Annotated in this window: 28 protein-coding genes and 1 pseudogene; 15 read left to right on the top strand and 14 right to left on the bottom strand. The window is 50.3% G+C overall.

What is annotated here, in order from left to right; all coding sequences use genetic code 11:
• Positions 1-83: 83 nt before the first annotated feature.
• The 11 genes from ACO0LN_RS09585 to ACO0LN_RS09635 all read right to left on the bottom strand — a co-directional run bounded on the left by ACO0LN_RS09585 (position 84) and on the right by ACO0LN_RS09635 (position 6207).
• On the bottom strand, positions 84-296 hold the full coding sequence (locus tag ACO0LN_RS09585) for a cold-shock protein (RefSeq protein ID WP_422973128.1): 213 nt from the start codon (positions 294-296) through the stop codon (positions 84-86).
• A gap of 303 nt (positions 297-599) precedes the next feature.
• Positions 600-1061: a phage virion morphogenesis protein gene (locus tag ACO0LN_RS09590; RefSeq protein ID WP_422973130.1), complete on the bottom strand. Its 462-nt coding sequence runs from the start codon at positions 1059-1061 to the stop codon at positions 600-602.
• Positions 1054-1548: a phage tail protein gene (locus ACO0LN_RS09595; RefSeq protein ID WP_422973132.1), complete on the bottom strand. Its 495-nt coding sequence runs from the start codon at positions 1546-1548 to the stop codon at positions 1054-1056. Before ACO0LN_RS09595 ends, ACO0LN_RS09590 begins: the two co-directional genes overlap by 8 nt.
• On the bottom strand, positions 1532-2038 hold the full coding sequence (locus ACO0LN_RS09600; RefSeq protein WP_422973134.1) for a lysis system i-spanin subunit Rz: 507 nt from the start codon (positions 2036-2038) through the stop codon (positions 1532-1534). The genes ACO0LN_RS09595 and ACO0LN_RS09600 overlap by 17 nt, the downstream gene beginning before the upstream one ends.
• An 8-nt stretch (positions 2039-2046) precedes the next feature.
• Complete coding sequence (locus tag ACO0LN_RS09605) at positions 2047-2544, bottom strand: lysozyme (RefSeq protein WP_422973136.1); 498 nt, start codon at positions 2542-2544, stop codon at positions 2047-2049.
• Positions 2541-2762 (bottom strand): hypothetical protein, encoded by a 222-nt coding sequence (locus ACO0LN_RS09610; protein WP_422973138.1) that lies wholly within the window; start codon positions 2760-2762, stop codon positions 2541-2543. The genes ACO0LN_RS09605 and ACO0LN_RS09610 overlap by 4 nt, the downstream gene beginning before the upstream one ends.
• Before the next feature lie 2 nt (positions 2763-2764).
• The gene (locus tag ACO0LN_RS09615) at positions 2765-2968 is read right to left on the bottom strand and encodes a tail protein X (RefSeq protein ID WP_422973140.1); all 204 of its coding nucleotides are present in this window, start codon (positions 2966-2968) and stop codon (positions 2765-2767) included.
• Between the two features lie 2 nt (positions 2969-2970).
• A complete protein-coding gene (locus tag ACO0LN_RS09620) occupies positions 2971-3462 on the bottom strand; it encodes a head completion/stabilization protein (protein ID WP_422973142.1) in 492 nt (163 codons plus the stop codon).
• Positions 3463-3575: 113 nt separating this feature from the next.
• Positions 3576-4304, bottom strand: a complete 729-nt coding sequence (gpM, locus tag ACO0LN_RS09625) for a phage terminase small subunit (protein WP_422973144.1) — start codon at positions 4302-4304, stop codon at positions 3576-3578.
• Between the two features lie 2 nt (positions 4305-4306).
• Positions 4307-5311 (bottom strand): phage major capsid protein, P2 family, encoded by a 1005-nt coding sequence (locus tag ACO0LN_RS09630; RefSeq protein WP_422973146.1) that lies wholly within the window; start codon positions 5309-5311, stop codon positions 4307-4309.
• Positions 5312-5373: 62 nt separating this feature from the next.
• On the bottom strand, positions 5374-6207 hold the full coding sequence (locus ACO0LN_RS09635; protein WP_422973148.1) for a GPO family capsid scaffolding protein: 834 nt from the start codon (positions 6205-6207) through the stop codon (positions 5374-5376).
• Positions 6208-6485: 278 nt separating this feature from the next.
• Between ACO0LN_RS09635 and ACO0LN_RS09640 the strand changes: the two are divergent.
• From ACO0LN_RS09640 to ACO0LN_RS09670, 7 genes and pseudogenes are all read left to right on the top strand, one after another.
• Positions 6486-7846 (top strand): annotated as a pseudogene (locus ACO0LN_RS09640) (terminase large subunit domain-containing protein).
• The gene (locus ACO0LN_RS09645) at positions 7843-8922 is read left to right on the top strand and encodes a phage portal protein (RefSeq protein ID WP_422973150.1); all 1080 of its coding nucleotides are present in this window, start codon (positions 7843-7845) and stop codon (positions 8920-8922) included. The pseudogene ACO0LN_RS09640 and the gene ACO0LN_RS09645 overlap by 4 nt, the downstream one beginning before the upstream one ends.
• Entirely contained in the window at positions 8919-9128 is a 210-nt protein-coding gene (locus tag ACO0LN_RS09650) for a DUF2116 family Zn-ribbon domain-containing protein (RefSeq protein ID WP_422973152.1), read from the top strand. The genes ACO0LN_RS09645 and ACO0LN_RS09650 overlap by 4 nt, the downstream gene beginning before the upstream one ends.
• Positions 9129-9228: 100 nt before the next feature.
• Entirely contained in the window at positions 9229-9411 is a 183-nt protein-coding gene (locus ACO0LN_RS09655; protein WP_422973154.1) for a type II toxin-antitoxin system HicA family toxin, read from the top strand.
• Between the two features lie 157 nt (positions 9412-9568).
• A complete protein-coding gene (locus ACO0LN_RS09660; protein WP_422973156.1) occupies positions 9569-10006 on the top strand; it encodes a type II toxin-antitoxin system HicB family antitoxin in 438 nt (145 codons plus the stop codon).
• Positions 10007-10129: 123 nt separating this feature from the next.
• The gene (locus ACO0LN_RS09665; protein WP_422973158.1) at positions 10130-10579 is read left to right on the top strand and encodes a LexA family protein; all 450 of its coding nucleotides are present in this window, start codon (positions 10130-10132) and stop codon (positions 10577-10579) included.
• Between the two features lie 2 nt (positions 10580-10581).
• Entirely contained in the window at positions 10582-11883 is a 1302-nt protein-coding gene (locus ACO0LN_RS09670) for a Y-family DNA polymerase (RefSeq protein ID WP_422973160.1), read from the top strand.
• A 1073-nt stretch (positions 11884-12956) separates the two neighbouring features.
• On the opposite strand, the gene ACO0LN_RS09675 is transcribed toward ACO0LN_RS09670, so the two are convergent.
• Together ACO0LN_RS09675 and ACO0LN_RS09680 are read right to left on the bottom strand one after the other, a co-directional pair.
• Positions 12957-13361, bottom strand: coding sequence for a RidA family protein (locus tag ACO0LN_RS09675; RefSeq protein WP_422973162.1), 405 nt, complete (start codon positions 13359-13361; stop codon positions 12957-12959).
• Between the two features lie 90 nt (positions 13362-13451).
• Complete coding sequence (locus tag ACO0LN_RS09680; RefSeq protein ID WP_422973164.1) at positions 13452-14345, bottom strand: LysR family transcriptional regulator; 894 nt, start codon at positions 14343-14345, stop codon at positions 13452-13454.
• 106 nt (positions 14346-14451) lie between these two features.
• On the opposite strand from ACO0LN_RS09680, the gene ACO0LN_RS09685 reads away from it, so the two are divergent.
• The 4 genes from ACO0LN_RS09685 (at position 14452) to ACO0LN_RS09700 (ending at position 18582) form a co-directional block, all read left to right on the top strand.
• Entirely contained in the window at positions 14452-14997 is a 546-nt protein-coding gene (locus tag ACO0LN_RS09685) for a hypothetical protein (protein WP_422973166.1), read from the top strand.
• Positions 14998-15312: 315 nt separating this feature from the next.
• Positions 15313-17319 (top strand): sulfatase-like hydrolase/transferase, encoded by a 2007-nt coding sequence (locus tag ACO0LN_RS09690; protein WP_422973168.1) that lies wholly within the window; start codon positions 15313-15315, stop codon positions 17317-17319.
• 466 nt (positions 17320-17785) lie between these two features.
• Positions 17786-18046, top strand: coding sequence for a hypothetical protein (locus ACO0LN_RS09695; protein ID WP_422973170.1), 261 nt, complete (start codon positions 17786-17788; stop codon positions 18044-18046).
• 29 nt (positions 18047-18075) lie between these two features.
• Complete coding sequence (locus tag ACO0LN_RS09700; RefSeq protein ID WP_422973172.1) at positions 18076-18582, top strand: hypothetical protein; 507 nt, start codon at positions 18076-18078, stop codon at positions 18580-18582.
• Positions 18583-18620: 38 nt separating this feature from the next.
• Here the strand turns inward: ACO0LN_RS09700 and ACO0LN_RS09705 are convergent, their stop codons facing one another.
• Entirely contained in the window at positions 18621-19673 is a 1053-nt protein-coding gene (locus tag ACO0LN_RS09705) for an alpha/beta fold hydrolase (protein ID WP_422973173.1), read from the bottom strand.
• A gap of 223 nt (positions 19674-19896) precedes the next feature.
• Between ACO0LN_RS09705 and ACO0LN_RS09710 the strand changes: the two genes are divergently transcribed.
• From ACO0LN_RS09710 to ACO0LN_RS09725, 4 genes are all read left to right on the top strand, one after another.
• Positions 19897-21318, top strand: a complete 1422-nt coding sequence (locus tag ACO0LN_RS09710) for a glycoside hydrolase family 88/105 protein (RefSeq protein ID WP_422973174.1) — start codon at positions 19897-19899, stop codon at positions 21316-21318.
• Positions 21319-21366: 48 nt separating this feature from the next.
• A complete protein-coding gene (locus ACO0LN_RS09715) occupies positions 21367-22623 on the top strand; it encodes a DUF4861 family protein (protein ID WP_422973176.1) in 1257 nt (418 codons plus the stop codon).
• Between the two features lie 158 nt (positions 22624-22781).
• Positions 22782-23414, top strand: a complete 633-nt coding sequence (locus ACO0LN_RS09720; protein ID WP_422973178.1) for a hypothetical protein — start codon at positions 22782-22784, stop codon at positions 23412-23414.
• Positions 23415-23503: 89 nt separating this feature from the next.
• Complete coding sequence (locus ACO0LN_RS09725) at positions 23504-23920, top strand: VOC family protein (protein ID WP_422973179.1); 417 nt, start codon at positions 23504-23506, stop codon at positions 23918-23920.
• Positions 23921-24246: the final 326 nt, after the last annotated feature.

Genomic DNA, 24246 nt, shown 5'->3' on the forward strand with positions numbered 1-24246 from the left:
CGGTATTACTAAACTAGTCAAAAGCGCTGCGACCGGGCAAATTCAATTCGCCCGACAAGGTCAATAAAGACCTTGGTCTGATATTAGGACAGAACTTGGATGTTGCTGGCTTTGTCGCCTTTAGGACTGGCTGTGCGTTCGTAAGACACACGCTGGTTTTCGCTCAGGCTTTTGAAGCCGCTGGACTGTATGTCCTGAAAGTGAGCAAACAGATCTGCGCCACCTTCACTAGGAGAAATAAAGCCGAAGCCCTTAGCATCATTGAACCATTTTACTGTGCCTGTTTGAGTACTCATGTTTTTTTCCTTTTGATAAAACCATGGGCAAAATCGCCCAAAATGGACTTGTAAGCAAGTGATAAAACCAGTGGAAAAAAGACAGAACAGCCAGAAAGATAAAGCTATGCGGAATTGGGACCAACAAATTAAGGACTTGATGCAAGTACGACATGCAATATACACGCTTAACTTGAAATTACCTAATTTTTCTTTTAAGAATAATTTACTTGGCTGTTAAGATGAATATCAGTTTGTACTGACACAAATGTTTAAAAGAATGAGTGCCTACACAGACTTTATAAATGAAATTGAATCCGATTGCTAGTCGAGCTGCGTTAGTATTGATTTTTGAATGGTCTCTATGTCGCTCGAAGTGAAGCCTATTAATTTGCGTTCTGCGTATCTGACCACAGGGCCTTCTTTTGCAACACGATCACTTAGCCCAAACTGATGCACTCGCGCAATGCGGGCAACGCGGCCAAAGAAGCCCACAGCGATTTCATTGCCGTCTGCTTTTACTTTCAGATTAGCATTGGTGCGCAGCTTGGCAAACATAGAGGCCTTCTGCTTTTTGATTCGGTCTTTCTTACTGCGCAAATCCTTGCGCGGCTTCCTGGGCGTGTATTGGATGCCGTCTGGTGTCTGTTGCGCTTTGATGCGTTGTTGCTGGGACCGTCGCAAATCCTGCGCCACTTTCAAACTGACTTTGCGCCGGTTGGCCGGATCGAGCTGGGCAAGCAGGACGCTTGCCCATTGTTCTAGCGCCTTGAGATCGTCAGCCATTGTCTTGCACTGGGTTAAGTACCTGCCACTCTGCAAGCAGGTTGTTACCGTTGTAGAGCTGCCAGAATTGCGCGGTATAGTCGGGTGTGGCGGCTATTTCGCCTGTGTGGGTAATATCAAGCTTGTTGCCGGTCTGTTTGACGATGACGCGCTCTGTGATGTCCAGCTCTAAACTGATATCAACGCTGTCATGATTATTGAAATCAACAATAAAGCGTATGCCTTTGTTGCTCTTGTCTTCGTTGCCCAGCAAATCTGCCTGGTGCACTGTCACCCAGTCCAGTAAGGGCACCATAAGCGCGTCTTCTTCGCCGCCGTAGTCGGTCACAATGACATTCAAGACATAGGCATATTCAAAAGACCGTGAAGCCGTGCGCGTAGTGCGCAAGCAGCCTTTGTCTGCAAACACCAGCAGCTTGTCTGGGTTGCGCTGCAGATCCGGCAAAGCGGCTGTCAGGTGGGCGCGCAGGCTATTTGGTTTGTACATGGTTGGTAATGGCCCTGATTGCCTGGTAGCTGTCTATACAGGCGTTTAGTTGGCGGATGGCGTCGTCGCCGTCTGCGGCGATGGCTGCAAGAGTTGCTCCAGCCTCTGGCGTAAGTTCGGCTCGCGCTTGGTCGCTATTGCTGAATCCAGGGGCGGTATTTGTGCCGGTACGGGCGGTGCAAGCTTTGATGGGGATTGACAGGCGCACAGCACCAGTGCGGACATCACTAATAAACTTGTCGCGTTTGTCTTTTTCATCTTGCATTTCCTTTTGGTGGTTGGTGGCGATGGCGGCCAGGCTGCGGGACATGAGCTTTTCATTTTCGCGTGCTGTGGCGGTGGCTTCTGCTTTGTCCTTTTCAATTTGGGCGGTGAGTTTATCTACCTGGTGTATGGCGTCTTTGTATTTGACAACACAGAACAGGACGGCGGCGGCAAATGCCAGGGCAATCCATGGGCGTGGGTCCAGTGCTTTGATGATGTTGAGCATTCGTTCACCTATGCGGGTTTGAGGCAGAGTTCACGCTCTGCGGCGCGGCGCTTCGTCAGGCCTGGGTACACTGCGCCACCGGCTTTGTTCCAAAACTGCATTTGATTGCATGCGCCGGTGTAGTCGCCTTTGTTGAGCAAGGTAATCATGGTTGAAGGCTTGCCGCTTTCCAGCACGCAGAAACCGTCTTTGACGCCTTTGCGGCCCGGTCCCACATTGAATACAAAACTGGTGAAGGCGGCGCGCTGGTTGTCATTGAGTGGGACTCTCAAGCAGCTTTCCATTGATGCTTTGGCCTTGAGCAAGTCTTGTACTGTCATGTCGTCGCATTGCTCTATAGTGGCAGTCTGGCCCAGCTTGACGCCACCAGTGTGGCCCCGGCAAATGGTGGGGATGCTGACAGGATCAAGGTAGGCGGTTTGCCTGGTGCCTTCAAACAGGACAATCAAGGGCAAGGCTGCAGCAATGCCAGCAGCTATCAGTTTTTGTTTGATATCTGTACTCATTGTTGATTTTTTCCTTTCTGTGCATTGGCACTCTGATTTGCACGTCTGTGGAACCAGGGCTTTATTACCTTGTCGCGTAAGAAGAAAGTAATTTGCAGCACGGTGTAAATAATGGTGAGGATGAATACCCATTCATTGAGCGGCACGCCTAAAACCGTGATGGCGCTGATGGCAACGGGCGGTATGGCCTTTATTGTTTCCATGTGGTTTTCGTTCATGGTTAGTCCCACAAGTTAATCATTTGCAGCACGGGTGCTGCAGGTGCGCGGTCTGGCAAAGTGATTGCTCTGCCCATAGGCAAAAACGCGCCCAGGCTGGTGATGCCAGGATTCAAGGCCAGCACGCCAGCGATGCCGCTGGTGCTGCCCAGGTGTCGCCAGACCAGCAGGTCCAGGGTGTCGTTTTGTTGGGCGCGGACGATCATGTCTAAATCAGTTCTACTGTGACGTGATGGCGGCCCAGCAAATTGGAAATTGCCCACTGTGCATTCCTGCGTTCTTCATCCGGGCCATTTGCCAGAAAGCCGACAAGCTTCTTGTCATCCAGTGACGTGGCGGTGCTGTCGTAATCCTTGTAACGTTCAATCAGATCCGCTTTTGCCGTGCAATAGACAGCACGCAGGTAATGGGATATCAGGACGCTTTGCCGGTTGACCTGGTCGGCAGGTATGGCCACCAGGCTGGCATGACCAGCGCCAAGGGCTGAAGCCTTCAATCCCTTGACCTGGTCATTGACAAAGATAATGGCATCAACGGTTGCCGCAATCAGGCGGGGGTCTGTGACGGTGCCATCCAGACGAATGGCGTCACGCATAGCAGCAATATCAATGTCAGGGAAAAACCCATCATTGGTAATGGTGTTGCTTGTTTGGGCCGGGCTGGATGGCTGGCCGCCTGGTGCGTTGGCAATAAATGGCATGGTGTTATTGATCGTTGGTTAGGCAAGCAAAGGGGGCGGTGGGTGGGCTTCACAAAGTAAATGGCTAGAAATCTTTGATCAGCCCACGCCGCCCAGCGCCGGAGGGTGCCTGGTTACGTAGTTGGCGGCGTGTCGCCACTACCTACGATGTTCTTGAGGCGGCGTTCAAGCCGTTCTATATCTTTTTTTACGCCTATGTTTTGGAACATGTCCAGGGCGCGGCGCAGGTTGTCCAATGCTTTGCTGGCGTCAACTTCTGCCAGTTGGTCAAAGTCAATGTCACCATTGCCCATCTTGCCTATCTGGGCATAGCCCAGCGCCTTGTACAGCTTGGCACTGGCTTGGTCTGGTACGTCTGCATTGACGGTCAGCAGTTGCACGGCCCGCAGAGTTTCCACGGCTGCAGCCGGGCTTTCAAAACGGCCTTCGAGGTATGCACCTGGGATTTCGTCCAGCAGCAGGGTGGGGACATCACGGGCGTACTGGTCGGGCAGACTCAGGTTATGCACCAGGCAGTATTGCGCGATGTCCAGGGCGCGGGCATAGGTGCCAGCGTCGATGTGCCAGACCAGGACTGTGGTTAATACCTGGTCTTGCGCGCCGTTGCCGCTTTCCAGTGCGCCGTCTATCCAGTCATCGTATTCAGGAAGAATTTCGCGCTTGAGTTCGATTTTGCGCTGGATAGACTTGATGGCCTTCAGCCTTTGCTTGTCATTGATGAGCTTGGCAAGCATCAGCTCGTAGGCGTTGCCGGTGAGTTCGCCGCCTTGGTTACTTTGTGCATTGGCCCGCTCGGCGGTGATACGGGCAAAGTGGCGCATTGCCAGGCTGGTGTGTGACATGATCAAGGCACCAGTTCGATGTGTTCAATGGCTGCAGCAATGCCGTAATCTTCTACGACATAGGCATCATTCGAGGATTCATAGTTTTCTATACGGTCACGTTTAGGGTTTTCCATGACCTGGCGGCGGCGTGCGCCTTCTTGGAAGTAGATAGACAGGTTGTCATAGCGCGTAATCAGGATGCTGTTTGCCGGGAAGTAAGGCACTGTTGCCGCCTGCAAGCCACCGATACGCTTTTGGCTGATGATGATGTCAGATGCCAGTGTTTCGGTCGCGGCCTGATTTTTGTTCACCAGGGGGAAATATTTGTCATGCATGAGCTGGCGGCCGACTATGCAAACTAAACCGGCATCTTCGCGGAACCATGGGTCCAGCAGATTGATGGCGTCATACACGGCAGCGTCCAGATTGGCGAAGTCGCCACCGGCACCGATTTTGATTTTGTTGGCGGTGGCACCGGATGCCAGGACGCGTTCAGGGGCGTTTTCTCGCAATTGCTGCAGCCAGCCTTTATTCACGTCTTGTAGCAGCGGGTAGGTGGCGATATTGGTATTGGGTGCCACTGCCGTGCCGTTAAAGCCAATGACCATGCGGTCTAGTGCCTGGCGTTTGACGATGACGTCACGGATACGGGTTTGGAAATCGGCAAACTTGGCCCAGGCATCGAGCTTTGCATACGGGATATGGGTATCAAAATCTGTCTTGGCACAGCGATAGCGGTCATTGGACAGGCTGGTCAAATCGCGGGTCTGTCTTTCTGTCTGGGTGGTATCGGTGCGGCTGGCGACGGGGCTGGTGATGCCGAGGTGGAGTTTTTCGCCTTCCATCTCGGTCACGCCGATGATGTTGATTTTGCTTAAGAACTCGCTGGATTCTTGTATCTTGGTTTCCAGCTTTTGTTGCACCGTGGGTGCGATGCTAAAGGTCTTGGTGGCGTCATCAACGCCGTTGATTTCGCTCAGGCGGGCCAGCAAGGAATTGAAGGCCAGGCGGGTATTGTTTCTCATGCGTGCTTACTCCGTTGTTTTGTGTGTGTTGGTGTCGTGGTGTGTTGCTGTCGCTTACAGGCTTAACAGTCGGTTTGTTCTGTGCCGTTGCCGCCTGTGGCAGTGGGCCTGGTGGTCTGGTTGCCGGGTTCTTTGTCGAGCTGATTTTTTAAACTGTTGAAATTGTCGGTGACGGTTTTGAGGTTCTTTTCCAGCTCGGAAATCCGTTTGGTTGATTCGTTGAAGCGCGTTTCTTGCTGGCCGGTGTGTTCGAGAATGCTTTCCACTGCTTCGCCAATATCCGAAAAACGGGCATCGTCGCCGGTCTTTTTGCTGCTGAAACTGTTTAGCAAGCCTTTAACTTTGGCGGCTAGGCTGGTGGTTTCTGTGCTGATTTCTTCAAATTCAAGATCGACTTCAATAGCAGCAGAAAACAGGTGGTCAGGGTTGGTTTTACGCCCTGCAAATGGGTTGGCAGTGGGGTTGTTGGCGGCAAAGCTCAAAACTTCGGTACCCAGACTCGCGGGGCTGTCGGTTACGCCCAGGCCGACAAGATAGGCTTCGCCAGTGTCGGCAAACTTGTCATTGATTTCTATGCTGGTGTAAATCTTTTGCTTGGCCTTGGTCATTGCGATCAAGTCGTCAGTCGGTTCAATCTGGGCAAACAGCGCCAGTTTTTTATTTCCGTCGATGGTGACTTCTTCGGCCTTGACGGCGGTCACGTCGCCATAAGCACGAAATGGGCTATCGGCCAGCGTGCCGCGTATATGTTCCATCCAGATGCGTGCGCCATATTTTTGAGGGTCGAAGTTTTTAGCCATTTGTTGAATCCAACTGCGTTCAATCTTGCGGCCGTCAGTGGTTGCGCCTTCGACTGCCACGCGGAAGAATTTTGATTTAAATTTTTTTGTGCTCATGGTTTTATGGTGTAGGTTGTCGGTTTCAAGAATTGATTTCTGGCTGTGCAGTTGGCATAGTCTGCTTTGCTGGAATTCGCTTCAATGGTCAGCGGGTTGATAAGATTTATAACAACTTGTTGCCTGTGCCTTCGCGCCCGCGATGCCCGTAATCTGACGGCATGATTGATATTGCCGACGAAAATACGTCTGAAACCCCCTGCGAAAACGACACAGAAGCGCCTACTGGCGGCGCTGCGGTCGCGCCTACCTATGACCTTAAAAAGCATGCCCAGGCCTTGTACTGGCAGGGCTGGCGTATTTCATCCATTGCCAAGCATCTGGATATCAAACGCAGCACTGTGCAGAGCTGGTGCGATCGTGAAAAATGGGACGAAACCCCTTTCATAGAAAAAATCGAAGCCAGGCCTTGGCCGATGCCATGGAAACCGGGCGCAATCAGATTTTTCTATCTGCATCCAAAGCGCAGGCGCACGTGTTCAAGCAATACATTATCCAGTTCGCCAAAGAGGCGGCAGGCATCGAGCTGGCCGGTGATCCTATTGTGTTGCCAAATGGCGCACATCTTTACTTCTTGGGTACCAATGCCAGGACGGCCCAGGGTTATCACGGCAATTTTTACTTTGATGAATTTTTCTGGACGCATAAGTTTCAGGAATTGAACAAGGTAGCGTCAGGGATGGCGCTGCATAAGCAATGGCGCAAGACTTATTTTTCTACGCCATCGAGCATCACGCATGAGGCTTACCCGTTCTGGACTGGTGAGCTGTTCAATAAGCGGCGACCAAAAAAAGACCAGGTCAATATCGATGTCAGCCATAAGCGGCTTGCCAGTGGTTTCACTGGTGAAGACAAGATGTGGCGGCAAATTGTCACCATCATGGACGCCCAGGCGGGTGGCTGTGATCTGTTCGATATCGACGAGCTGCGCACGTACGAGTACAGCCCGGACCAGTTTGAAAACCTGTTGATGTGTCAGTTTATTGATGACACGGCGTCTGTGTTCCCATTGCAAGAGCTGCAAAAGTGCATGGTCGACGCTTGGGTAGATTGGACAGACTTTAAGCCATTTACCACGCGGCCCTATGGTGATAACCCGGTCTGGATAGGCTACGACCCGGCTTTCACCGGTGATAGTGCCGGGTTGGTGATACTCGCGCCACCGCGCACGCCTGGGGGGAAATTCCGGGTGTTGGAGCGTATGCAGTTCAGGGGCATGGACTTTGCGGCCCAGGCTGAACAGATACGGCAATCCACCATTCGCTATCACGTTGCCTTTATTGGCATTGATGCCACTGGCATGGGGGAGGGTGTGCACCAACTCGTTAAAAACTTCTATCCCAATGTAACCAAGATCAACTATGACCCGGCTGTTAAAAGCCGCATGGTCATCAAAGCCCGCGATGTGATTAGCAAGGGCCGTCTGGAGTTTGACGCCGGGGCCACGGATCTGGCGCAGGCATTTATGACCATTAAAAAGACCCTGACGGCCAGCGGCCAGCATGTGACCTATGTGGCAGACCGTAGCGAGGAAACCGGGCACGCGGACTTAGCCTGGGCATGTATGCATGCGCTGGACCATGAACCCCTGGACGGTGGCGTCAGCAGTAATCAATCATTTATGGAGGTGTATTCATGACGAGAAAGAAGAGGCGCGGCCAGGCAGTTATAACGCATAGTGCCGCGCCAGAGAACCCGGTGGCAAGTGCGCCGGTACTGGCTTCACCGCCTGGCATGGAGGCGTTTACGTTTGGTGACCCTTCGCCAGTGTTAGACCGGGCTGAAATTCTGGACTATATCGAGTGCTGGACGAATGGGCGGTATTACGAGCCGCCTATCAGTTGGGACGGGCTGGCTAAGTCATTCCGCGCCAGCGTGCATCACAGTACGGCGATATACGTTAAGCGCAATTTGCTGGCGGCCACCTTTGTGCCGCATGCCTTGCTGTCACGCGAGGCGTTTAGCCGCTTTGCGCTGGATTTCCTGGTGTTTGGCAATGCCTATCTGGAAAACCGTAAAAGCCGCACTGGTAAGACGTTGCAGCTTGCGCCTGCACTTGCCAAGTATATGCGGCGCAGTAGCGATGACTTGAACCAGTACGCCTTTGTGCGCGGCTGGCAGGAAGATCATGTGTTTGAGTCTGGGGCGATTTTCCATTTGATGGAACCGGATATTAACCAGGAGGTGTACGGCCTGCCTGAATACCTGAGTGCCTTGCACTCTGCCTGGCTGAATGAGGCCGCTACGCTGTTCAGGCGCAAGTATTACAAGAACGGTTCCCACGCCGGTTTCATCTTGTACATGACTGACCCTGCACAAAATCAAAGTGATGTCGATGCCATGCGCCAGGCGCTGCGCGATAGCAAGGGACCGGGCAATTTCCGCAATGTGTTCATGTATGCACCCAACGGCAAGAAAGACGGCATCCAAATATTGCCGGTGTCTGAGGTGGCGGCCAAAGATGAGTTTTTCAGCATCAAGAACGTGACCCGTGACGACATGCTGGCAGCGCACCGGGTGCCGCCCCAGCTGCTTGGCCTGGTGCCGAACAATACGGGCGGCTTCGGAGATGTAGAGAAAGCGGCCAAGGTGTTTTCTATGCATGAGCTGGAACCGCTGCAGGCGCGTTTCAGAGAGTGCAACGAGTGGATAGGCGAGGAAGTAATCCGATTTACCCCATATTCTTTAGGTGACGCAGGAGGCACCACAAAATGAGTGATATTGCTGACAGCGCAGATGCGCGTATTAGTCTTGACCTTGATTTTGCATTGAACAATATGCAACGCTACCCTGTTGTGGAATCAGACTTGCACTGTTTGTTCTGTGACGAGCCTGTGGGGTATAGGGAATTATTTTGCAATGCTGATTGTCGTTATGACTACGAAAGAGAACAAAAATTAATGAGAATTGCCGGACGCTGATATTCTCATCAAGAAATTTTATACACACAACTACACATAAATATTGATTCGGTGTGTAGTTGTGTGTATAATTCATTTACCTACTTTAGGGGACGGTAAAATGAAATCAAGCGAATTAATTGCAAAATTAAAAAGCGAAGGCTGGGTTCATGTACGTACAGAAAGCAGCCATTGGACATTCAAGCATAGTTCAAACCGGGCAGTAATCACAGTTAAACATCCACAAAAGGATATCCCGCTGGGAACACTGCGTAGTATTTTGAAAATAGCTGGAATGAAATAACTTACCCTGCCGAGCATTGAGACGCTCGGCAGATTTAGGGTAATTTTGCACTTAATTGCTGGATTTTTTTGAGCCCGATAGAAGCAGTAAATATAACATTTAATAATTTTTCATAATATTTAAGAACTAATTAGGAAACTACAACGGAGAAGTTGATATGGACATCGCCATAGTAATTCATAAAGACGAAGGATCCGAGTACGGTGTAACCGTGCCCGATATTCCTGGTTGTTTTTCGTCTGGAGATACGGTTGACGAAGCTATCGAAAGTACAAAAGCAGCTATTTATTCACACGTAAGCTATCTAATTGAAAGTGGAGAACAATTAGATATTAAAGTATCAAAAATTGAAGACTTAAGAGCAAATCCTGACTACAACGATGGGATTTGGGCTTTGGTTAATATCGATATGGCTAAATTGGATTCAAAGCCAGAGCGCATAAATATAAGTGTGCCAAGGTTTGTGTTGACCAAAATAGATGAGTATATCGGTACCCGGCATGAAACTCGCTCTGGATTTTTGGCAAGGGCGGCGTTAAATGCTATTTCCGAGGATCTAAATGATTCAAGGCGAAATTCGGTGGTTAGTGCATAATTAACCACCTTAAATCACAAAAAGCCCCGAATTTCGGGGCTTTTTGCATCTTATTTGAGGTTCTGCAATCTCGTGTATATACTGATTATATATACAGTATTTACTGACTCTTGATTGATTGCTATGGAAACAACAGTTTACAAACTTTCCCTAATCGGAATCGCCGCAAAGAATCCTGCACCCTGCGAACTACCCCTGATTTGTCACAAGGTATCAGCCGGTTTTGCTTCGCCTGCACTTGATTATATTGAGAAGGGACTAGACCTAAATCTATTCCTGGTAGCGCATAAAGAGGCTACCTATTATTTCAAAGTTTCAGGTGACTGCATGACAGGCATTGGTATTTTTGATGAAGATATTATTGTGGTGGACCGGTCTTTAAATGCCTCGCATGGTGACTTGGTACTGGCGATAATTGATGAGGAATACACACTTAAACGCCTGTATCAGAAATGGGGACGCATAGAATTACATCCAGAAAATCCTATGTTTGAACCAATACGGCTAACAGATGGGCAAGAGCTGCAAATCTGGGGCGTTATCACAGGCGTCGTGCGCAAGTACAAGGTGTGAACATGGGAACGCAATCACAGCCTATCTTTGCCCTGGTTGATGTCAACAATTTCTATGTAAGTTGCGAACGGGCTTTTAATCCCCGATTACAGAATAAGCCGGTGGTAGTGCTCTCAAATAATGATGGCTGCGCCGTCGCACGGTCAGCGGAGGTCAAGGCTTTAGGCGTAAAGATGGGTGCGCCATGGTTTCATATGACTGACCTGATAAAACAACACGGCATCATAGGACTGTCGAGCAATTACACGCTTTACGGTGACATGAGTAACAGGGTCATGACAATTTTGCGGGGATATAGCCCGCATGTTGAAGTGTATAGCATTGATGAGTGTTTTCTGAACGTGGACGGCATGGGCGGGATCTGGGAAACGCCCACAGTAATGGGCCAGGACATCCGAAAGAAGGTGCTGAAGTGGACGGCCTTGCCGGTGTGTGTTGGCTTTGCCACTTCCAAAACACTGGCGAAACTAGCAAACCATGTGGCAAAGAAACTGCCCTTATTTGATGGCGTTTGCGACTTTACTACGATGTCAGAAGCGCGTATGCGCTGGCTGTTTGAGCGTATCGACGTCGGGGATGTGTGGGGTGTTGGCCGTCGGATTAGTGCACGGCTGCATGCTATGAATATTCATACTGTGCAAGACCTGAAAGACGCATCGCCAAGCATGATACGGCAGAGTTTTGGGGTAGTCACCGAGCGCACATTGCAAGAACTAAGGGGCGTTTCCTGCATGGCAATGGATGAAGTTGTGCCACCGCGCAGAGAGATAATTTCGTCGCGGTCATTTGGGAAGCTGCTAACGTCTGCAGATGAAATTGCGCAAGCAATATCGACCTATGTTGCGAGGGCGGCGGAAAAATTACGCAATCAGCGCTCTGTTTGTGGCGCTGTCCATGTCTTCATACATACAAATCCGTTTCGGGAACAAGACCGGCAATACAGCAACGGCATGACTGTGCCGCTTTCAGTACAGACAGATGACAACAGGCTGATAGTTAGCGCCGCCTTATCTGGCTTTGATTTGATTTTCAAGGAAGGCTACAACTATAAAAAGGCCGGAATTGTTTTAATGAACCTAGCTTCCAATACAAACATACAAGGCACACTGTTTAACGATTCCAAAACACGCGCCAATTCTGTGGCCGTCATGAATGCAATGGACACAATCAATCAGCGGTATGGTCAGGATGTTTTGCACCTAGCATCTACGGGGCTGTCAGCCCGCTGGTCAATGAAGTCAGAGAACCGTTCCCCAGCCTATACAACGCGTTGGGAAGAGATACCAACGGCATACGCAAGATAAATCACGCCGCGCCATGGCCGCACGCCCAGCGGCCTTCTATGCCCTTCCAAAATCATTGCAAAAAAGCAATTTTCTGCGTTTTTGCCCATTTCAAGGCCCGGCGCGCAGACATCCCCCCACCACGCCTGCCCGCTAAATGGGTCGCTTTTTACTCAAATATGCGTCACCATTTAGAATCAAGCCCAGCTTACGTTTGCGGCCACTCGGCTAGCCTCAAATGATGACGCAATTCGACGCAAATTTTCGTGAATTGCGGGGGCCGGGTGTCGTGACTTCTGGCACATATTCACATTGGATTTTTGGGGGCGGCTAGGGGAAAAGGTAACCAAAGGAAGTCGGGACGGAACAGCGGGGTTAAGTATCTGATTTATATAGATATATTCAGTTACTTTCTAAAGTGATTTAAAGTAACTCAAAAGGTAATGAAAATCTAACTCTTTGATAGTAAAAGATATTTTGAAAAGTGAAAAATACTATACATACAGGTAATCAAATTCCTTTTCAAATACTTTATTCTTACCTTTTGCTATTCGCTTGAAAGCCTTATGTATCAACGGTTTCCACGCTTTCTAAAAATTCCGTCACCTCGGTTACCATTTCCCCGAGGGGTACTTAATTTTAGACAAACCGCATTTTAAGCCCAGTTTTATGCTCATGTTCTATGCTGACGAATTTATCTACTACTGCAGCATCTAAGTAAACCGGTGTTCTGTAGCTGCCACCAAGTAAGTGAATATAGATAGAGAAATACCAGGCTCGGCCGAGATGCTTATTTGAATTTCGACGGCCACAATTATGGCTCAAAATTGAACACTAAAATCATTGTTTTTTGGATGGAAATTTTTCCCGCAATTCTGCAACTAATTACGTTTCTCAGACGGGGGATTTTTAGAAAATTTCTTCTTTTGCGGGAATGAAATCCTGCTGAAAGCATTGAATTTGCTGGATTCTTCTTAAAGCTTGGGAAGCTGCCGTTCTGCCATTAAACTACACCCGCATGGCATATATTCTACGCGTTTTTTTTGAGGTGATGTCTATCACGCATGTGGCAGCTTGAGGCTATTCGCGGATTACTATGCAGGATTCAGCTTTGCTACGGCTTCAATTTCTATCAGGGTATCCGTTGTCGCTAAAGACGCAACACCGATACCGGTTAATGCCGGGCGTGATGTGCCCAGGTATGTTAGCAGCACAGGTACTACCTTTTCCATATGGTCGGCGAGTTCTCCCCTGACATAGACGCGTAGTTGCAGGATATTGGCGACCGAAGAATTTGCTGCTTCCAGCACGGTCAGCAGGTTTTTGATTGCACCTTCTGCTTGTGCTGCGATGTCTTTATTTTTAACCTGATAGCTGCTTTCCCAATCGACCTGGCCTGAGATAAAAATCAGGCCGCTGTCTTTGTCTATTGCTGCCTGTGACATGCCAAATGGCGCACCGTCATACAGCGTGGCAGGATTGATTTTCTTGATTGTCATATGAGCTATCTATTGAAAAAACATGCAGAGAGTCTAGAGAAGCGGGCTAGGCTTGACCATCAAGGCCGGCTTGTAAGCGATACAAGCGATTTATGTGGCTGGCGAGAATTTTTGCTTTATCTCGTCCAGCAGCCATACCATGAACGCATCATTCCTGGCGCTGGGGTGGTAGGCGGCAACGACTTCATATCCGGGTGGATATTTCTTGAGTGGTATTTCAAACAGGCCAGCACATGGCATCAGGCGCGATGGTAAAAAGCCGACCATGCCGGATTGCTTTAAATATTCCTGCGCCATGAAAAAAGAGGGTACGGATACCTGCACCTTGCGGCGCAGCTTCTGTTGTTCAAACCAGCTGTCTGCCGAACCTTGGAAGCTGGCAATGCCGGGTGATGTCACGACAAAGTCATATTCGACCAGGCGTTCCAGCGGTAAATAATCATCAAAGACAATGTTTTTGTTGGCGGTTACGCAGACATATCTTTCCGTGAAAATCGCATCCGACACCAGGCCCTCAGGCACATAGCCATTCGATGTCAGCGTCAGGTCTATCTCACCCTGATGCATTTTTTGGATCAGGTTCGCACTCTCGATATTGATGACAATGATTTTTACCCCGGGGGCAGAAGTCCTCAGTTCATTGATGAGCTCGCCGACGATGATTTTTTGCGTATAGTCAGTCGCTGAGATGACCACGGTTCTTGCTGTATTAGCCGGAGTTACTGAGCCAGGCAAGGGTATCTCATTGAGATGCATCAATACCTGGCGGACATGTGGCTGTATCAGTTTTGCATATGGCGTGGCGACAACACCATGACCTGTCCTGACAAAGAGCTGGTCACTGAGGATATCCCTCAACTTTTTAAGCTGCAGGCTGACGGCCTGCTGCGAGATGTTCAGATATTCTGCCGCTGCCGACAGGTTCTCAAACTTGTACAAGGCATCGAGGGTTCTGAGATGATTTAATTCCAGCTTTTCTATCATGCGGCCTCGTCTCGTGCTATGGTCGTTTTCTATCTTGATTCCGGTGATTCATTTTAGCATTGTCAGCATGAATGCCGGACAGCGCATACAGTTTGAAAGGATAAAAATGAGTGTGCATTACAAGACGATAAACAAACTAAAAGAGACGCAAGAGCTGATAGACCTGTACCGCGACGATCTGGATAGCAATGCATTAACGGGCATCATCGCCGATTACTCAGACAAATTTGTACTGTTAAGCTTGTTTACCGAAGAGGGCGTGGCGAATGGATTCAGCCTTGTTTACGGCGAGGATATTACCCGGATACGCTGGGGTGGCAATTTCCTTGAATCACTGTACGCCTTAATCAAGCGCAACCAGGCCGCGCCATGCATGCCCGGGATTGCCATCAATTCGCTACATGAAGCGCTGGCCTCCATTCAGGAGCAGTTTGGGCATGTGACCCTGCATACAGAGCGCGTGCGCAGTGACGTCTGTTTTATTGGTCAGGTAGAAGAATCGGATCAGGATTTTCTGGTGCTGCACGAATATGGAACCAGAGAAAACCGCGACAGGAAGCATATTTTGCTTGCCCTGGATTTGATTACCCGCATTGATGCAGAAGCAGTGTATGAGAAAAATTTGAAATATTTATATTCGAGATCCAGATAACGATTCTGATAAATATCCTGATAAAGACACTGATGTGCAGCGCATTGGTCACAAAGTCTGAAACGGTGCTGCGCCTGAGCAGATGCAGTGTCACTTACCGTGCCCGCGAATAGCCCATATCCTTCGGGAGACATGAACTTTCCTATTGCCACGCGCCAATTGAAAATTTTTGTGCCTGCATAACTTATATCTTTGTTTTTTCGATAAGTCGCATTAGAATTGACAATTAGATAATTCAATGCAAGAGTGAACTCCCCTTCATCCTTGCTGCATACCTTCCGCATTGTTCTAGCCCTTAACGCACAAAGGATGATCATGAGCACAGCAAGCCCCAACGCCAGTAATTCCAATAATTCGAGTAGCAATGCCATTGACAGTAGCGCGCCACCAGCCAGGCCGAATATTCTGTTTATCATGGTTGATCAGATGCGTTATCCCCCGCGTTATGCAGACGACCCGCTGGATCCGCTGTATAAGATTTTGCGTTTTGAAGAGGGTAGTTTGGCGGACAATCCGTATGCAGAGCAGTTCCCTGGTTTCGTCAAGCTGCGTGAGAATGGGGTATCGCTGCAAAACCATACCTGCTCCAGCATTGCCTGTGTGCCTGGCCGTGCCACCATCATGACGGGGCAATACAGTGCGCATAGTGGGGTAACACAGACCGAGGGCATGTTCAAGGTCGATACTGATCCTGCCTTTCCATGGTTGCCACAAGATGGTGTGCCAACCATGGGTGACTGGTTCCGCGCAGCGGGTTATGAGACGCATTATTTTGGCCGCTGGGATTTATCGAACCCGCCTGATGGCAGTCTGGAGAACTGGGGCTTTGGCGACTGGGAATATTCAACCCCGTCTGACCAGCGCTTCGGTACGCCCAATCTCGGCGTGTATCGCGATAAGACCTATACTGACCTCGTCACCACCTTCCTGCGCCGCAAGGGTGTGGGTGTGGAGGCGAATATGATCAACAGTAACAACCCCACCAATGCCAGTTTCAAGCCTCGGCCCTGGCTGGCGGTGGCGTCTTTTGTCAATCCTCATGATATCGGTGCTTATCCATTTCCTTGGCAACCAGCGGTAGAAACACCCACTACACCGCCGACGCTGGGCGACATCATTGCGCCCTATGGTGCACCTGTCAAAGGTACGCTGAGTCAGCCGCCAACTTACGGCAAGGCACCCAATCAGTTCAAGGCAACTTACCGCGTGCCGCTGAATCCTGATGGCTTCAAACTCGGCGATGTCAGGCTGCCTGCCAACTGGCACGGTGACCTGTCCAGCAAGCCGGATTGCCAGTACGATTATTCCTATAAATTCCAGCTAGCACTGACGACCTTGCGTGGTCAGCATGCCGTTGTGCCTTCGCCGTATCCCTTCAAGATGCAAAGCAATGCCGAGGACTGGTACCGCAACTATCTGGCGTTTTACCTGTACTTGCAATACCTCGTCAATATCGAAGTCAGCACCATACTTGAACGCCTGTATGAAAGTGGTCTCGACCAGAATACCATCGTCGTTTTCACTTCTGACCATGGTGAGCTCGCAGGTGCACATGGTGGCCAGATAGAAAAATGGTGTGGTGCCTATCAAGAGGCTACCCATATACCCTCCATCATTTCTTCACCGCTGGTCAATGGTGACAAAACCATGCGCACCGTGCAATGCCACACCACGCATGTCGATTGGGTGCCAACCCTGCTGGGCCTGGCAGGCTATGATGAAAACGACAGGCAGGCACTGGCTAAATTCATACAGGGCCATGATGTCAAACCCCTGGCGGGCGAAGACCTGTCACCCGTCATTCGTGGAACGGCAAATGAAACAGAGCGCCGTGGCGTGCTGTTTGTCTCTGACGACAACATCACCGCACCGCTCGATACTAACTACCTGCCTGATAGATACCAGTGGTATGTCGATATCACAGAACGCATGACCAGCCCTACTGGCAAGCCTACCGAAAAGCAACCACTAACAGCATCCGGCCCTGTCGTACAACCCAACCACATACAATCGTATTTTGAGAAGCCATGGAAGCTGGTTCGCTACTGGGAACCACAAAATCCCACGAATACGCAATGGGAATTGTATAACCTTGATGCAGACCCAAATGAAAACCACAACCTGCTGCAATGGGATAAAAATACAGGTGCGCCTATGCTGCGCTCTGGCCAGATCGTTGAACTGGGGCTGAACCTGGCGCAGACAGAATTTGACCTCGCCTATTTACGCAAGGCGCTGAACCAGTCGCTGATCAAAGCTGGTTATACGCCGCAGAACATGCAGGACATGGGCATCGTGGCAGATGGGCAGGCGCCGGGCTGAAGCTTGAATTGGCAGGGTGCGTGATGCGCACCGGATGTTGATTTGATGTTTACGAAGTATTTGCGGGAGTGGTGCGCACGGCGCACCCTACTGGCTGGTGATTATCTTGTGCAGTAAAAACCCGATTTGGGAATGCGATGCCCCCATGCGGCGCATTATAATGCCCTACGTCGCGGCTTCGATGGCGCATTGCCAGGCAATCTCTGCGGATTGCTTCTGGCTATCGCAGGTATTTTCATACAGATGAAACTGCCGTAAACTCCTCTCCCTTCAAGGGAGAGGCTGGGTGAGGGATGGGGTTCGGCTGATCGCTCAGGGAATCAATTTGAACTAACAGATATAATCGCTCCATCCATGCGCGCATGGCACGTCATACAAAATCATGCACAATACATGCTGTGGAATATCGCGGTTTATTATTACTCCACTTTAAGTCAGAGATTTCCCTGGCAGCTACTTTCATAAAATGACGCCATTTAAATTCACTGTCACAAATAATGGGCCGGATGATCTCGTTGTCTGCATAGAACCGTGGGCCCACGATTTTACGCTGGAGGCGGGAGATGATATCCAGATCATTTGCGATAGCGCGGAAACTGAACTGGACATGTATAGAGAAGATGGTTTTGTGCAAATTTACCTGAACTCATCAAGTGGTTTTATCGTGCAGCAGCAAGGTGCAGTCATCCATTGCGGACATAAGCGCAAGGTCGGGCTGCCACACTAATATCAGCACCATCGTAATTTGAGCAAGGTATGAAAATTATTCGCACTTATTGGAAATTGCTGCTGTTGTCATGTATATGCGCAGTCCTTGGCAATGCATTTTCTGAGGCCGTCATCGCCATATTGTTGCCAACATTGTTCCCGGAAGAGGCGCGATTAGCATTATCTGTTCTGGACATCATGCAAAAATTTGGCCACGCAACGCTGAACACACCCATCTTCCTGATCCTGACAACAATGGCGGGGTTTAGTCTGCTGGCCATGTCACTTAGAAAGCATTTGCAAGCAATGCCTCTTGCGACCATAGTCTGGGGTAGTTTGATCGGCATTTATCTATCGATCGTGCGCTTTATTGCGATGACGGATGCCATCGGGAAAATTTTTAGCTATGTCTTGCCAATAGAATCAGATGTTAATTCGTTGAATTTCATCTTTTTTATTCTTGTCATTCCTTTTGCTCTGCTGGCTATTATCGTTATTGCTTTTAAATTCGTGGCACAAAGCCAGAAAACTTATATTTCACCGGCAATGCCGTAGCACGGACTGATGTATAGCACTTGCTCTTAATTGTCAGCTCAAGGCTTGCCAAACACCTTCCCCAAAAACTCCGTCATCGCCTCCACCGTCGTTTCCAGCCACGGATCAAACAACCAAAAGCTATGCGGTGTATCTGGTAGCAGCACGGTCTTATTGGCGATGCCAAGTGCATTCAATTTCTCCACCATCTCATCCCGCCCCAGGCTGAAGCGTTTTTGTGCACTGCCTATGAACAGGATAGGTGGGGTATTTTTGCTGACATGCGTCAGTGGTGACGCGTCTTTCCATAGTTCAGGCTTTTCTGCATAAGTACCGCCAAACCAGGCACCTGCCGCGGATGGCTGCTTGCGCGGGTCGTCTTCATACTTGCGCGCTTCTTCTGAGGTAAAGTCAGACAGGCCATCAATATTGATGATGGCTTGCACCGCGCTGGAAACCGCGCTGGAAACCGCGCTGGAAACCGCGCTGGAAACCGCGCTGGAAACCGCGCTGTGCTGCGCCTGTGGATCAAACTCTGGTATGTCATTGGTGCCACCTGTCAGGGCGGCGATCTGGCCGCCTGCCGAGCCACCGGCCACGGCAATGTGCCTGGGGTCTAGCTGGTATTCAACCGCATGCGTGCGCAGCCAGCGTATCGCTGCCTTCACGTCATGGATGGCGGCGGGGTAGCGCGCCTCATCTGACAAGCGGTAGCTGATGGTAGCAGCAACGTAGCCGCGTTCTGCCAGGAGTATCCCCATGGGAGCAAGGTTGTCGCGTGTGCCTGAGCGCCAGCCGCCGCCATGCACCAGGACTATGCCTGGCAAGGCTGCGCTGCTGCTACTGCTGCTGTTAGCTGGCATGAACACATCCAGTTGCAGGGCTTGGCCCTGATTGATGACATAGCTGATATTGCGCAAGACCCTGACAGTTGCAGGTGGCTGCTTGCTGGCGATGTGGATATATGGATATGTCCCCGCCAGCTTTTTATAGGTGTTCTCGGCTGTATAGGCATTGTCTGCAGGCGCTGGCTGGGCAGGTTTTGCGCATGCCGTGAGCAGGCTTGCTGCCATGCATACAGAAGAAAACAGGATGATGATGGCTGGCTTCAAGCGCTGCTCCTTCATGTATTTTTATTAATATTGCTGCTTGCCTGCAGCAGGCAGGCGCAAGAATTATCGCATAATCACAGAATAAGCGGCTAGTCCACATTGCATTATTGGACAGACCAATTTAGAATGGTCTGACCAATTAAGAGCAATAATATCGCTTCAGGTAATGAATTCAATAAAAACGCAGACGAGACAAACCAACAAATCTTCCAGGCGGGCGCACATGAAACCAAGTTCTACCCTTGTTAAAAACTTATTGACCACGGTCATCGCATCCTTGTTTTTGTGTGGCACGGCCTATGCCGACGGCGGCTACCGTAACAGGGACAATAAAGACCTCAAGGATGCAGGAGAGGGTACTTATCCCGTGCCTTACCAAAAGCCGGAAGTGGCAGAAATCACCGAAGCCCTGCACCGCATACGCGCCTATATGGAATCAGTCACGCCTACCCGCGTGATCCAGAAGAATACGGGTGCCGAGATCACTGACCTTAGCAAGCCACCGGTTGCTGATGCGATTTTTGAGCCAAGCAAGGGTGACTTTGGCATCCTGGTCTATGAAATGGGCGTCGTGCATGCAGGTTTGATGAAGGCGGCAGAAGTCACTGGTGACAAAAAATTCACCGCCATGACAGAACGCCATTTTCAGTTTTTTGCCAAGACCATGCCTTATTTTGATGCGCAGGAAAAACAGTTTCACCTAGAGCGCGCCAACAGCTTTGCCCGCTTCCTGGACCCACGCTCGCTCGACGATAGTGGCTCCATGTGCGCGGCACTGATCAGGGCCAGGTTTGCCAATATCGGGCCTGACCTCAGTAACATGATCAAGGTGTGCAGCAATTTCGTCGCCAAACAGCAGTACAGGCTGGCTGACGGTACGCTCGCCAGAAAACGCCCGCAAGCATCTTCCCTGTGGGCCGACGATATGTATATGGGCGTCATGCCGCTTGGTGAAATAGGGCATTACACCAAAGACCGTAGCCACTTTGATGATGCTGTCAAAAACGTACTGCAAATGTCTGCCTATATGTTCAACAAGCAGGCGAATATTTACACCCACGGCTGGAATGCGAACAACCCTGACGCGCCGCGTTTTTACTGGGCGCGCGCTAATGGCTGGGCAGTGCTGACTATGTCTGATCTGCTCGATGTGCTGCCCAAGGATCATCCGGGTTATCCTAAAGTACTGGCGCAACTGCGTGCCACCCTGAATGGCGTAGCTGAGTTGCAGTCTGGCCAGGGCCTGTGGCACCAGATGCTGGACCGCAATGACTCTTACCTTGAGACCTCGGCCAGCGCCATGTATGTGTATGTGTTTGCCCATGCCATCAACCAGGGCTGGATCAGTCCCACGACTTATGGCTCCATTGCCCAGGCTGGCTGGAATGCCCTGTACCCGCGCATCAATGCCAAAGGTCAGGTCGAAGGTACTTGCGTAGGTACCACCTTTGCGAGTGACCAGGTGTATTACTACAACCGCCCCACCAGTGTTGATGCCCTGCATGGCTATGGCCCCATGCTGCTGGCTGGTGCTGAAATGATCAAATTGTTGAAAAATCCGGCGATTGAAATCCAGCACAAGGTGCGCACTTACCACTACCTGCCCGCTGGCAACAGCAAGACAGATTATCGCGAACACCATTGATGCCTTACACCTTATGGACACAAACAGGACAGCAACAGGACACCAACAATGAAATCCATCGCCATGAAACAGACTCTGCATCTCTCTCTGCGCTATCAGATACTTCCGTTTGTATTGCTCAGCCTGTTTGGTGCGGGAGCGGCCAACGCTGCCGACAAGCTCACTATCCAGGTCAGCCATGATCTTCAGGCCGCACGCCCGTCTGAAACCATTACGCTGCCGTGGTCAGAAGTCAACAAGGCCTTGCCAGGCGCACTGATACAGCGTATTGCCGTCAAGGATGCCAAAGGCAAAGTGCTGGCGCACCAGGTCACCAATGTTGCGCCCCTGTCTAAAGACCCCAAGGGAGAGGGCATCGCTTATGGCGAACTGATTTTCCAATATGATTTTGCACCCGGTGAAAAACAGGCCGTCTTCAGCGTAGAAAAAATCGATACCCTGATACCGGTATTTGAAACCAGGGCCTTTGCCCGCTACATACCAGAACGCCTGGACGACTTCGCCTGGGAGAATGACAAGATAGGCCACCGCACCTATGGCCCGGCACTGGAAGCACCCGCACCTGCAGGCAGCAACAAAGAAGTCTTGCGCAGCAGCGGCCTCGACATCTGGTTCAAGCGCGTGACTTACCCCATCGTCGATCGCTGGTATAACAAGGGCCATGACCATTACCACAAGGATGAAGGCGAGGGAATGGACATGTACAATGTCGGCCGTTCACGCGGTTGCGGCGGCACCGGCATCTGGGATGGCCAGACCCTCTATACCAGCGCCAACTACGCTACCTGGAAAATCATCGCCAACGGCCCCATACGCACCGTGTTTGAACTCAATTACGATAATTGGGATGCGGCGGGTGTCAAAGTGTCTGAAGTCAAACGCTTCACCGTTGATGCAGGACATTTGTTTGATCAGATGGAAAGCACGTTCACTTTCAGTGGCCCGGCACAACTGAAGGTGGCCCTCGGCCTGAACAAGACGCCGACAGACAAGGGCCAGAATCCCGTCATCAAGCTCAGCAAAAACCAGGCTACGCCATCCATCACACAATGGGTAGATCAGGCCAGCAACGGTTCGATAGGCACGGCCATTATCTTGCCAACGGCAGAGGGCTATGCAGAAGACAAGCTCAATGACATGATCTTGGCTACCGTCTCATCCGGTAAACCACTGCGTTATTACATAGGAGCAGCCTGGGACAGGGCCAGCCCATACAATAGCAATGAAAAATGGCAGACCTATGTGAAGGCTCATGCCGAGAGAATGCAGCATCCCGTCAAGATTGTGGCGGTAAGCAAACCTTGATATTGACACTTGTGTCCTGTGTCATTCAAAAAGAACCAGATATGCCACCATGCATTTCTGGTTTTTTTTCACGTTGCATCTCCTCAGTTGAGCAGCTACCATTGCGATTTTAAGGCAATGCGACTTTGCACCGTATGGTGCGCTAACAGGAGAAAGTAATGGGACTGGGTATCAGCATAGGCACTCTGGCAGATTGCGATGATGAAGAGCTTGAATGGTCACAGGAGGATTTTGCGGCAATTAACACCGTGCTGGCACAAGCCGGTTTGCCTGCGCACGTAGAGCCCAGGTCTTTGCCTGCACTGCAATCCCGTGCGCAGCTTGATGGTTTTCCCTATTCCTTCCTGCATTACCTGCGCCGTGCTTATGCGCGCCGCAAGGCAGACCCTGCATGGTTTGCAACGCCGCTGGCAGACAATGAAGACCCGGGCCAGGACGAAGCATTGCAGGCGGAATATGACTATCTTGCTAGCCATTTGATCTGTCATTCAGATGCAGAAGGCTATTATGTGCCTGTCGATTTTGATGAAGTTCTGTTCGACAGTGAAGAGACTGGTTTGCCAGGCGGCATGCTCGGCTCCTCTTGCCGCCTGATGGACGAGCTGATACTGGTTGCACCGGCGCTGGGCATACAGCTCGACAACGGGCAATTGTCAGATGCCGAAGTGGCACGCATACAAGAACAAACCGAAAAAGAAGGTGCCTGTTACCGTGAGCTGGAAACGTGGATCACGCTGTTTGAAGCAGCTCGCCTTAGTCTGGAACACAAGACTGCCATCGTGTTTTGCTGAAGAATTTATGGCATTTGCTTGATGAGTCGCTGCTTACAATAAATGTTGACAATAACCGCTTCTGACAAACCTTCCAATAAAGGTCTGCCATGAAACCACAAATCACCGTCATCACCCTGGGTGTCGATGACCTGGAAGCATCCTTGCATTTTTATCGCGATGGTTTGGGCTTTGCGACAGAAGGTATCATCGGTAAAGAATTTGAATACGGTGCCGTGGTATTCATTCAGCTACAAGCGGGTTTGCGCCTCGCCCTGTGGCCACGCAAGAGTATTGCAGAGGACACTGGCATTGCAGTGCAAACCGCAAGCGCAACAGAAATGACGCTGGGTCACAATGTGACATCAAAAGCAGAGGTGGATGCCGTCATGGCAAAAGCTGACTCAGCCGGGGCCAGGATCGTCAAGCCTGCGCATGATACTTTCTGGGGTGGCTACTCGGGCTACTTCCAGGACCCTGACGGGCATCTGTGGGAGGTCGTGTGGAATCCGGCCAGGGAGCAATAAAGCTTGCGCCTGTTCGTGCCAGCCTTATTGCTGCATGTTGCGTTGTAGCACGCCTCGTAATCTGCAATTCATTGACTTTAGTTGACGCTTGATAAGTGGCAACACATTTTTGGTTTCTATGTGATTACTCTGATAATGGAGTTCCAATTAAGTACATTCGGTCCAGCTGGATTTGAGATGAATACTAGGGTTTATCTTTTCCTACTTTCAGCAAATTAATAACTTGATCGAGTCCATCAAAAGTACTAGGAATTTTATCTACATCTGAGACTATCCCACCAAAGATTAATGCCTCAAATTTCGATAAATCTCCATCTTTATTATCC

Source organism: Undibacterium sp. TC9W (assembly GCF_049339865.1).
Classification (GTDB): Bacteria; Pseudomonadota; Gammaproteobacteria; order Burkholderiales; family Burkholderiaceae_D; genus Undibacterium.

What these genes read in the sequence shown, in the direction of transcription:
- ACO0LN_RS09585 (WP_422973128.1), bottom strand. Translation starts at nt 296, where the DNA reads ATGAGTACTCAAACAGGCACAGTAAAATGGTTCAATGATGCTAAGGGC.
- ACO0LN_RS09590 (WP_422973130.1), bottom strand. Translation starts at nt 1,061, where the DNA reads ATGGCTGACGATCTCAAGGCGCTAGAACAATGGGCAAGCGTCCTGCTT.
- ACO0LN_RS09595 (WP_422973132.1), bottom strand. Translation starts at nt 1,548, where the DNA reads ATGTACAAACCAAATAGCCTGCGCGCCCACCTGACAGCCGCTTTGCCG.
- ACO0LN_RS09600 (WP_422973134.1), bottom strand. Translation starts at nt 2,038, where the DNA reads ATGCTCAACATCATCAAAGCACTGGACCCACGCCCATGGATTGCCCTG.
- ACO0LN_RS09605 (WP_422973136.1), bottom strand. Translation starts at nt 2,544, where the DNA reads ATGAGTACAGATATCAAACAAAAACTGATAGCTGCTGGCATTGCTGCA.
- ACO0LN_RS09610 (WP_422973138.1), bottom strand. Translation starts at nt 2,762, where the DNA reads ATGAACGAAAACCACATGGAAACAATAAAGGCCATACCGCCCGTTGCC.
- ACO0LN_RS09615 (WP_422973140.1), bottom strand. Translation starts at nt 2,968, where the DNA reads ATGATCGTCCGCGCCCAACAAAACGACACCCTGGACCTGCTGGTCTGG.
- ACO0LN_RS09620 (WP_422973142.1), bottom strand. Translation starts at nt 3,462, where the DNA reads ATGCCATTTATTGCCAACGCACCAGGCGGCCAGCCATCCAGCCCGGCC.
- gpM (WP_422973144.1), bottom strand. Translation starts at nt 4,304, where the DNA reads ATGTCACACACCAGCCTGGCAATGCGCCACTTTGCCCGTATCACCGCC.
- ACO0LN_RS09630 (WP_422973146.1), bottom strand. Translation starts at nt 5,311, where the DNA reads ATGAGAAACAATACCCGCCTGGCCTTCAATTCCTTGCTGGCCCGCCTG.
- ACO0LN_RS09635 (WP_422973148.1), bottom strand. Translation starts at nt 6,207, where the DNA reads ATGAGCACAAAAAAATTTAAATCAAAATTCTTCCGCGTGGCAGTCGAA.
- ACO0LN_RS09645 (WP_422973150.1), top strand. Translation starts at nt 7,843, where the DNA reads ATGACGAGAAAGAAGAGGCGCGGCCAGGCAGTTATAACGCATAGTGCC.
- ACO0LN_RS09650 (WP_422973152.1), top strand. Translation starts at nt 8,919, where the DNA reads ATGAGTGATATTGCTGACAGCGCAGATGCGCGTATTAGTCTTGACCTT.
- ACO0LN_RS09655 (WP_422973154.1), top strand. Translation starts at nt 9,229, where the DNA reads ATGAAATCAAGCGAATTAATTGCAAAATTAAAAAGCGAAGGCTGGGTT.
- ACO0LN_RS09660 (WP_422973156.1), top strand. Translation starts at nt 9,569, where the DNA reads ATGGACATCGCCATAGTAATTCATAAAGACGAAGGATCCGAGTACGGT.
- ACO0LN_RS09665 (WP_422973158.1), top strand. Translation starts at nt 10,130, where the DNA reads ATGGAAACAACAGTTTACAAACTTTCCCTAATCGGAATCGCCGCAAAG.
- ACO0LN_RS09670 (WP_422973160.1), top strand. Translation starts at nt 10,582, where the DNA reads ATGGGAACGCAATCACAGCCTATCTTTGCCCTGGTTGATGTCAACAAT.
- ACO0LN_RS09675 (WP_422973162.1), bottom strand. Translation starts at nt 13,361, where the DNA reads ATGACAATCAAGAAAATCAATCCTGCCACGCTGTATGACGGTGCGCCA.
- ACO0LN_RS09680 (WP_422973164.1), bottom strand. Translation starts at nt 14,345, where the DNA reads ATGATAGAAAAGCTGGAATTAAATCATCTCAGAACCCTCGATGCCTTG.
- ACO0LN_RS09685 (WP_422973166.1), top strand. Translation starts at nt 14,452, where the DNA reads ATGAGTGTGCATTACAAGACGATAAACAAACTAAAAGAGACGCAAGAG.
- ACO0LN_RS09690 (WP_422973168.1), top strand. Translation starts at nt 15,313, where the DNA reads ATGAGCACAGCAAGCCCCAACGCCAGTAATTCCAATAATTCGAGTAGC.
- ACO0LN_RS09695 (WP_422973170.1), top strand. Translation starts at nt 17,786, where the DNA reads ATGACGCCATTTAAATTCACTGTCACAAATAATGGGCCGGATGATCTC.
- ACO0LN_RS09700 (WP_422973172.1), top strand. Translation starts at nt 18,076, where the DNA reads ATGAAAATTATTCGCACTTATTGGAAATTGCTGCTGTTGTCATGTATA.
- ACO0LN_RS09710 (WP_422973174.1), top strand. Translation starts at nt 19,897, where the DNA reads ATGAAACCAAGTTCTACCCTTGTTAAAAACTTATTGACCACGGTCATC.
- ACO0LN_RS09715 (WP_422973176.1), top strand. Translation starts at nt 21,367, where the DNA reads ATGAAATCCATCGCCATGAAACAGACTCTGCATCTCTCTCTGCGCTAT.
- ACO0LN_RS09720 (WP_422973178.1), top strand. Translation starts at nt 22,782, where the DNA reads ATGGGACTGGGTATCAGCATAGGCACTCTGGCAGATTGCGATGATGAA.
- ACO0LN_RS09725 (WP_422973179.1), top strand. Translation starts at nt 23,504, where the DNA reads ATGAAACCACAAATCACCGTCATCACCCTGGGTGTCGATGACCTGGAA.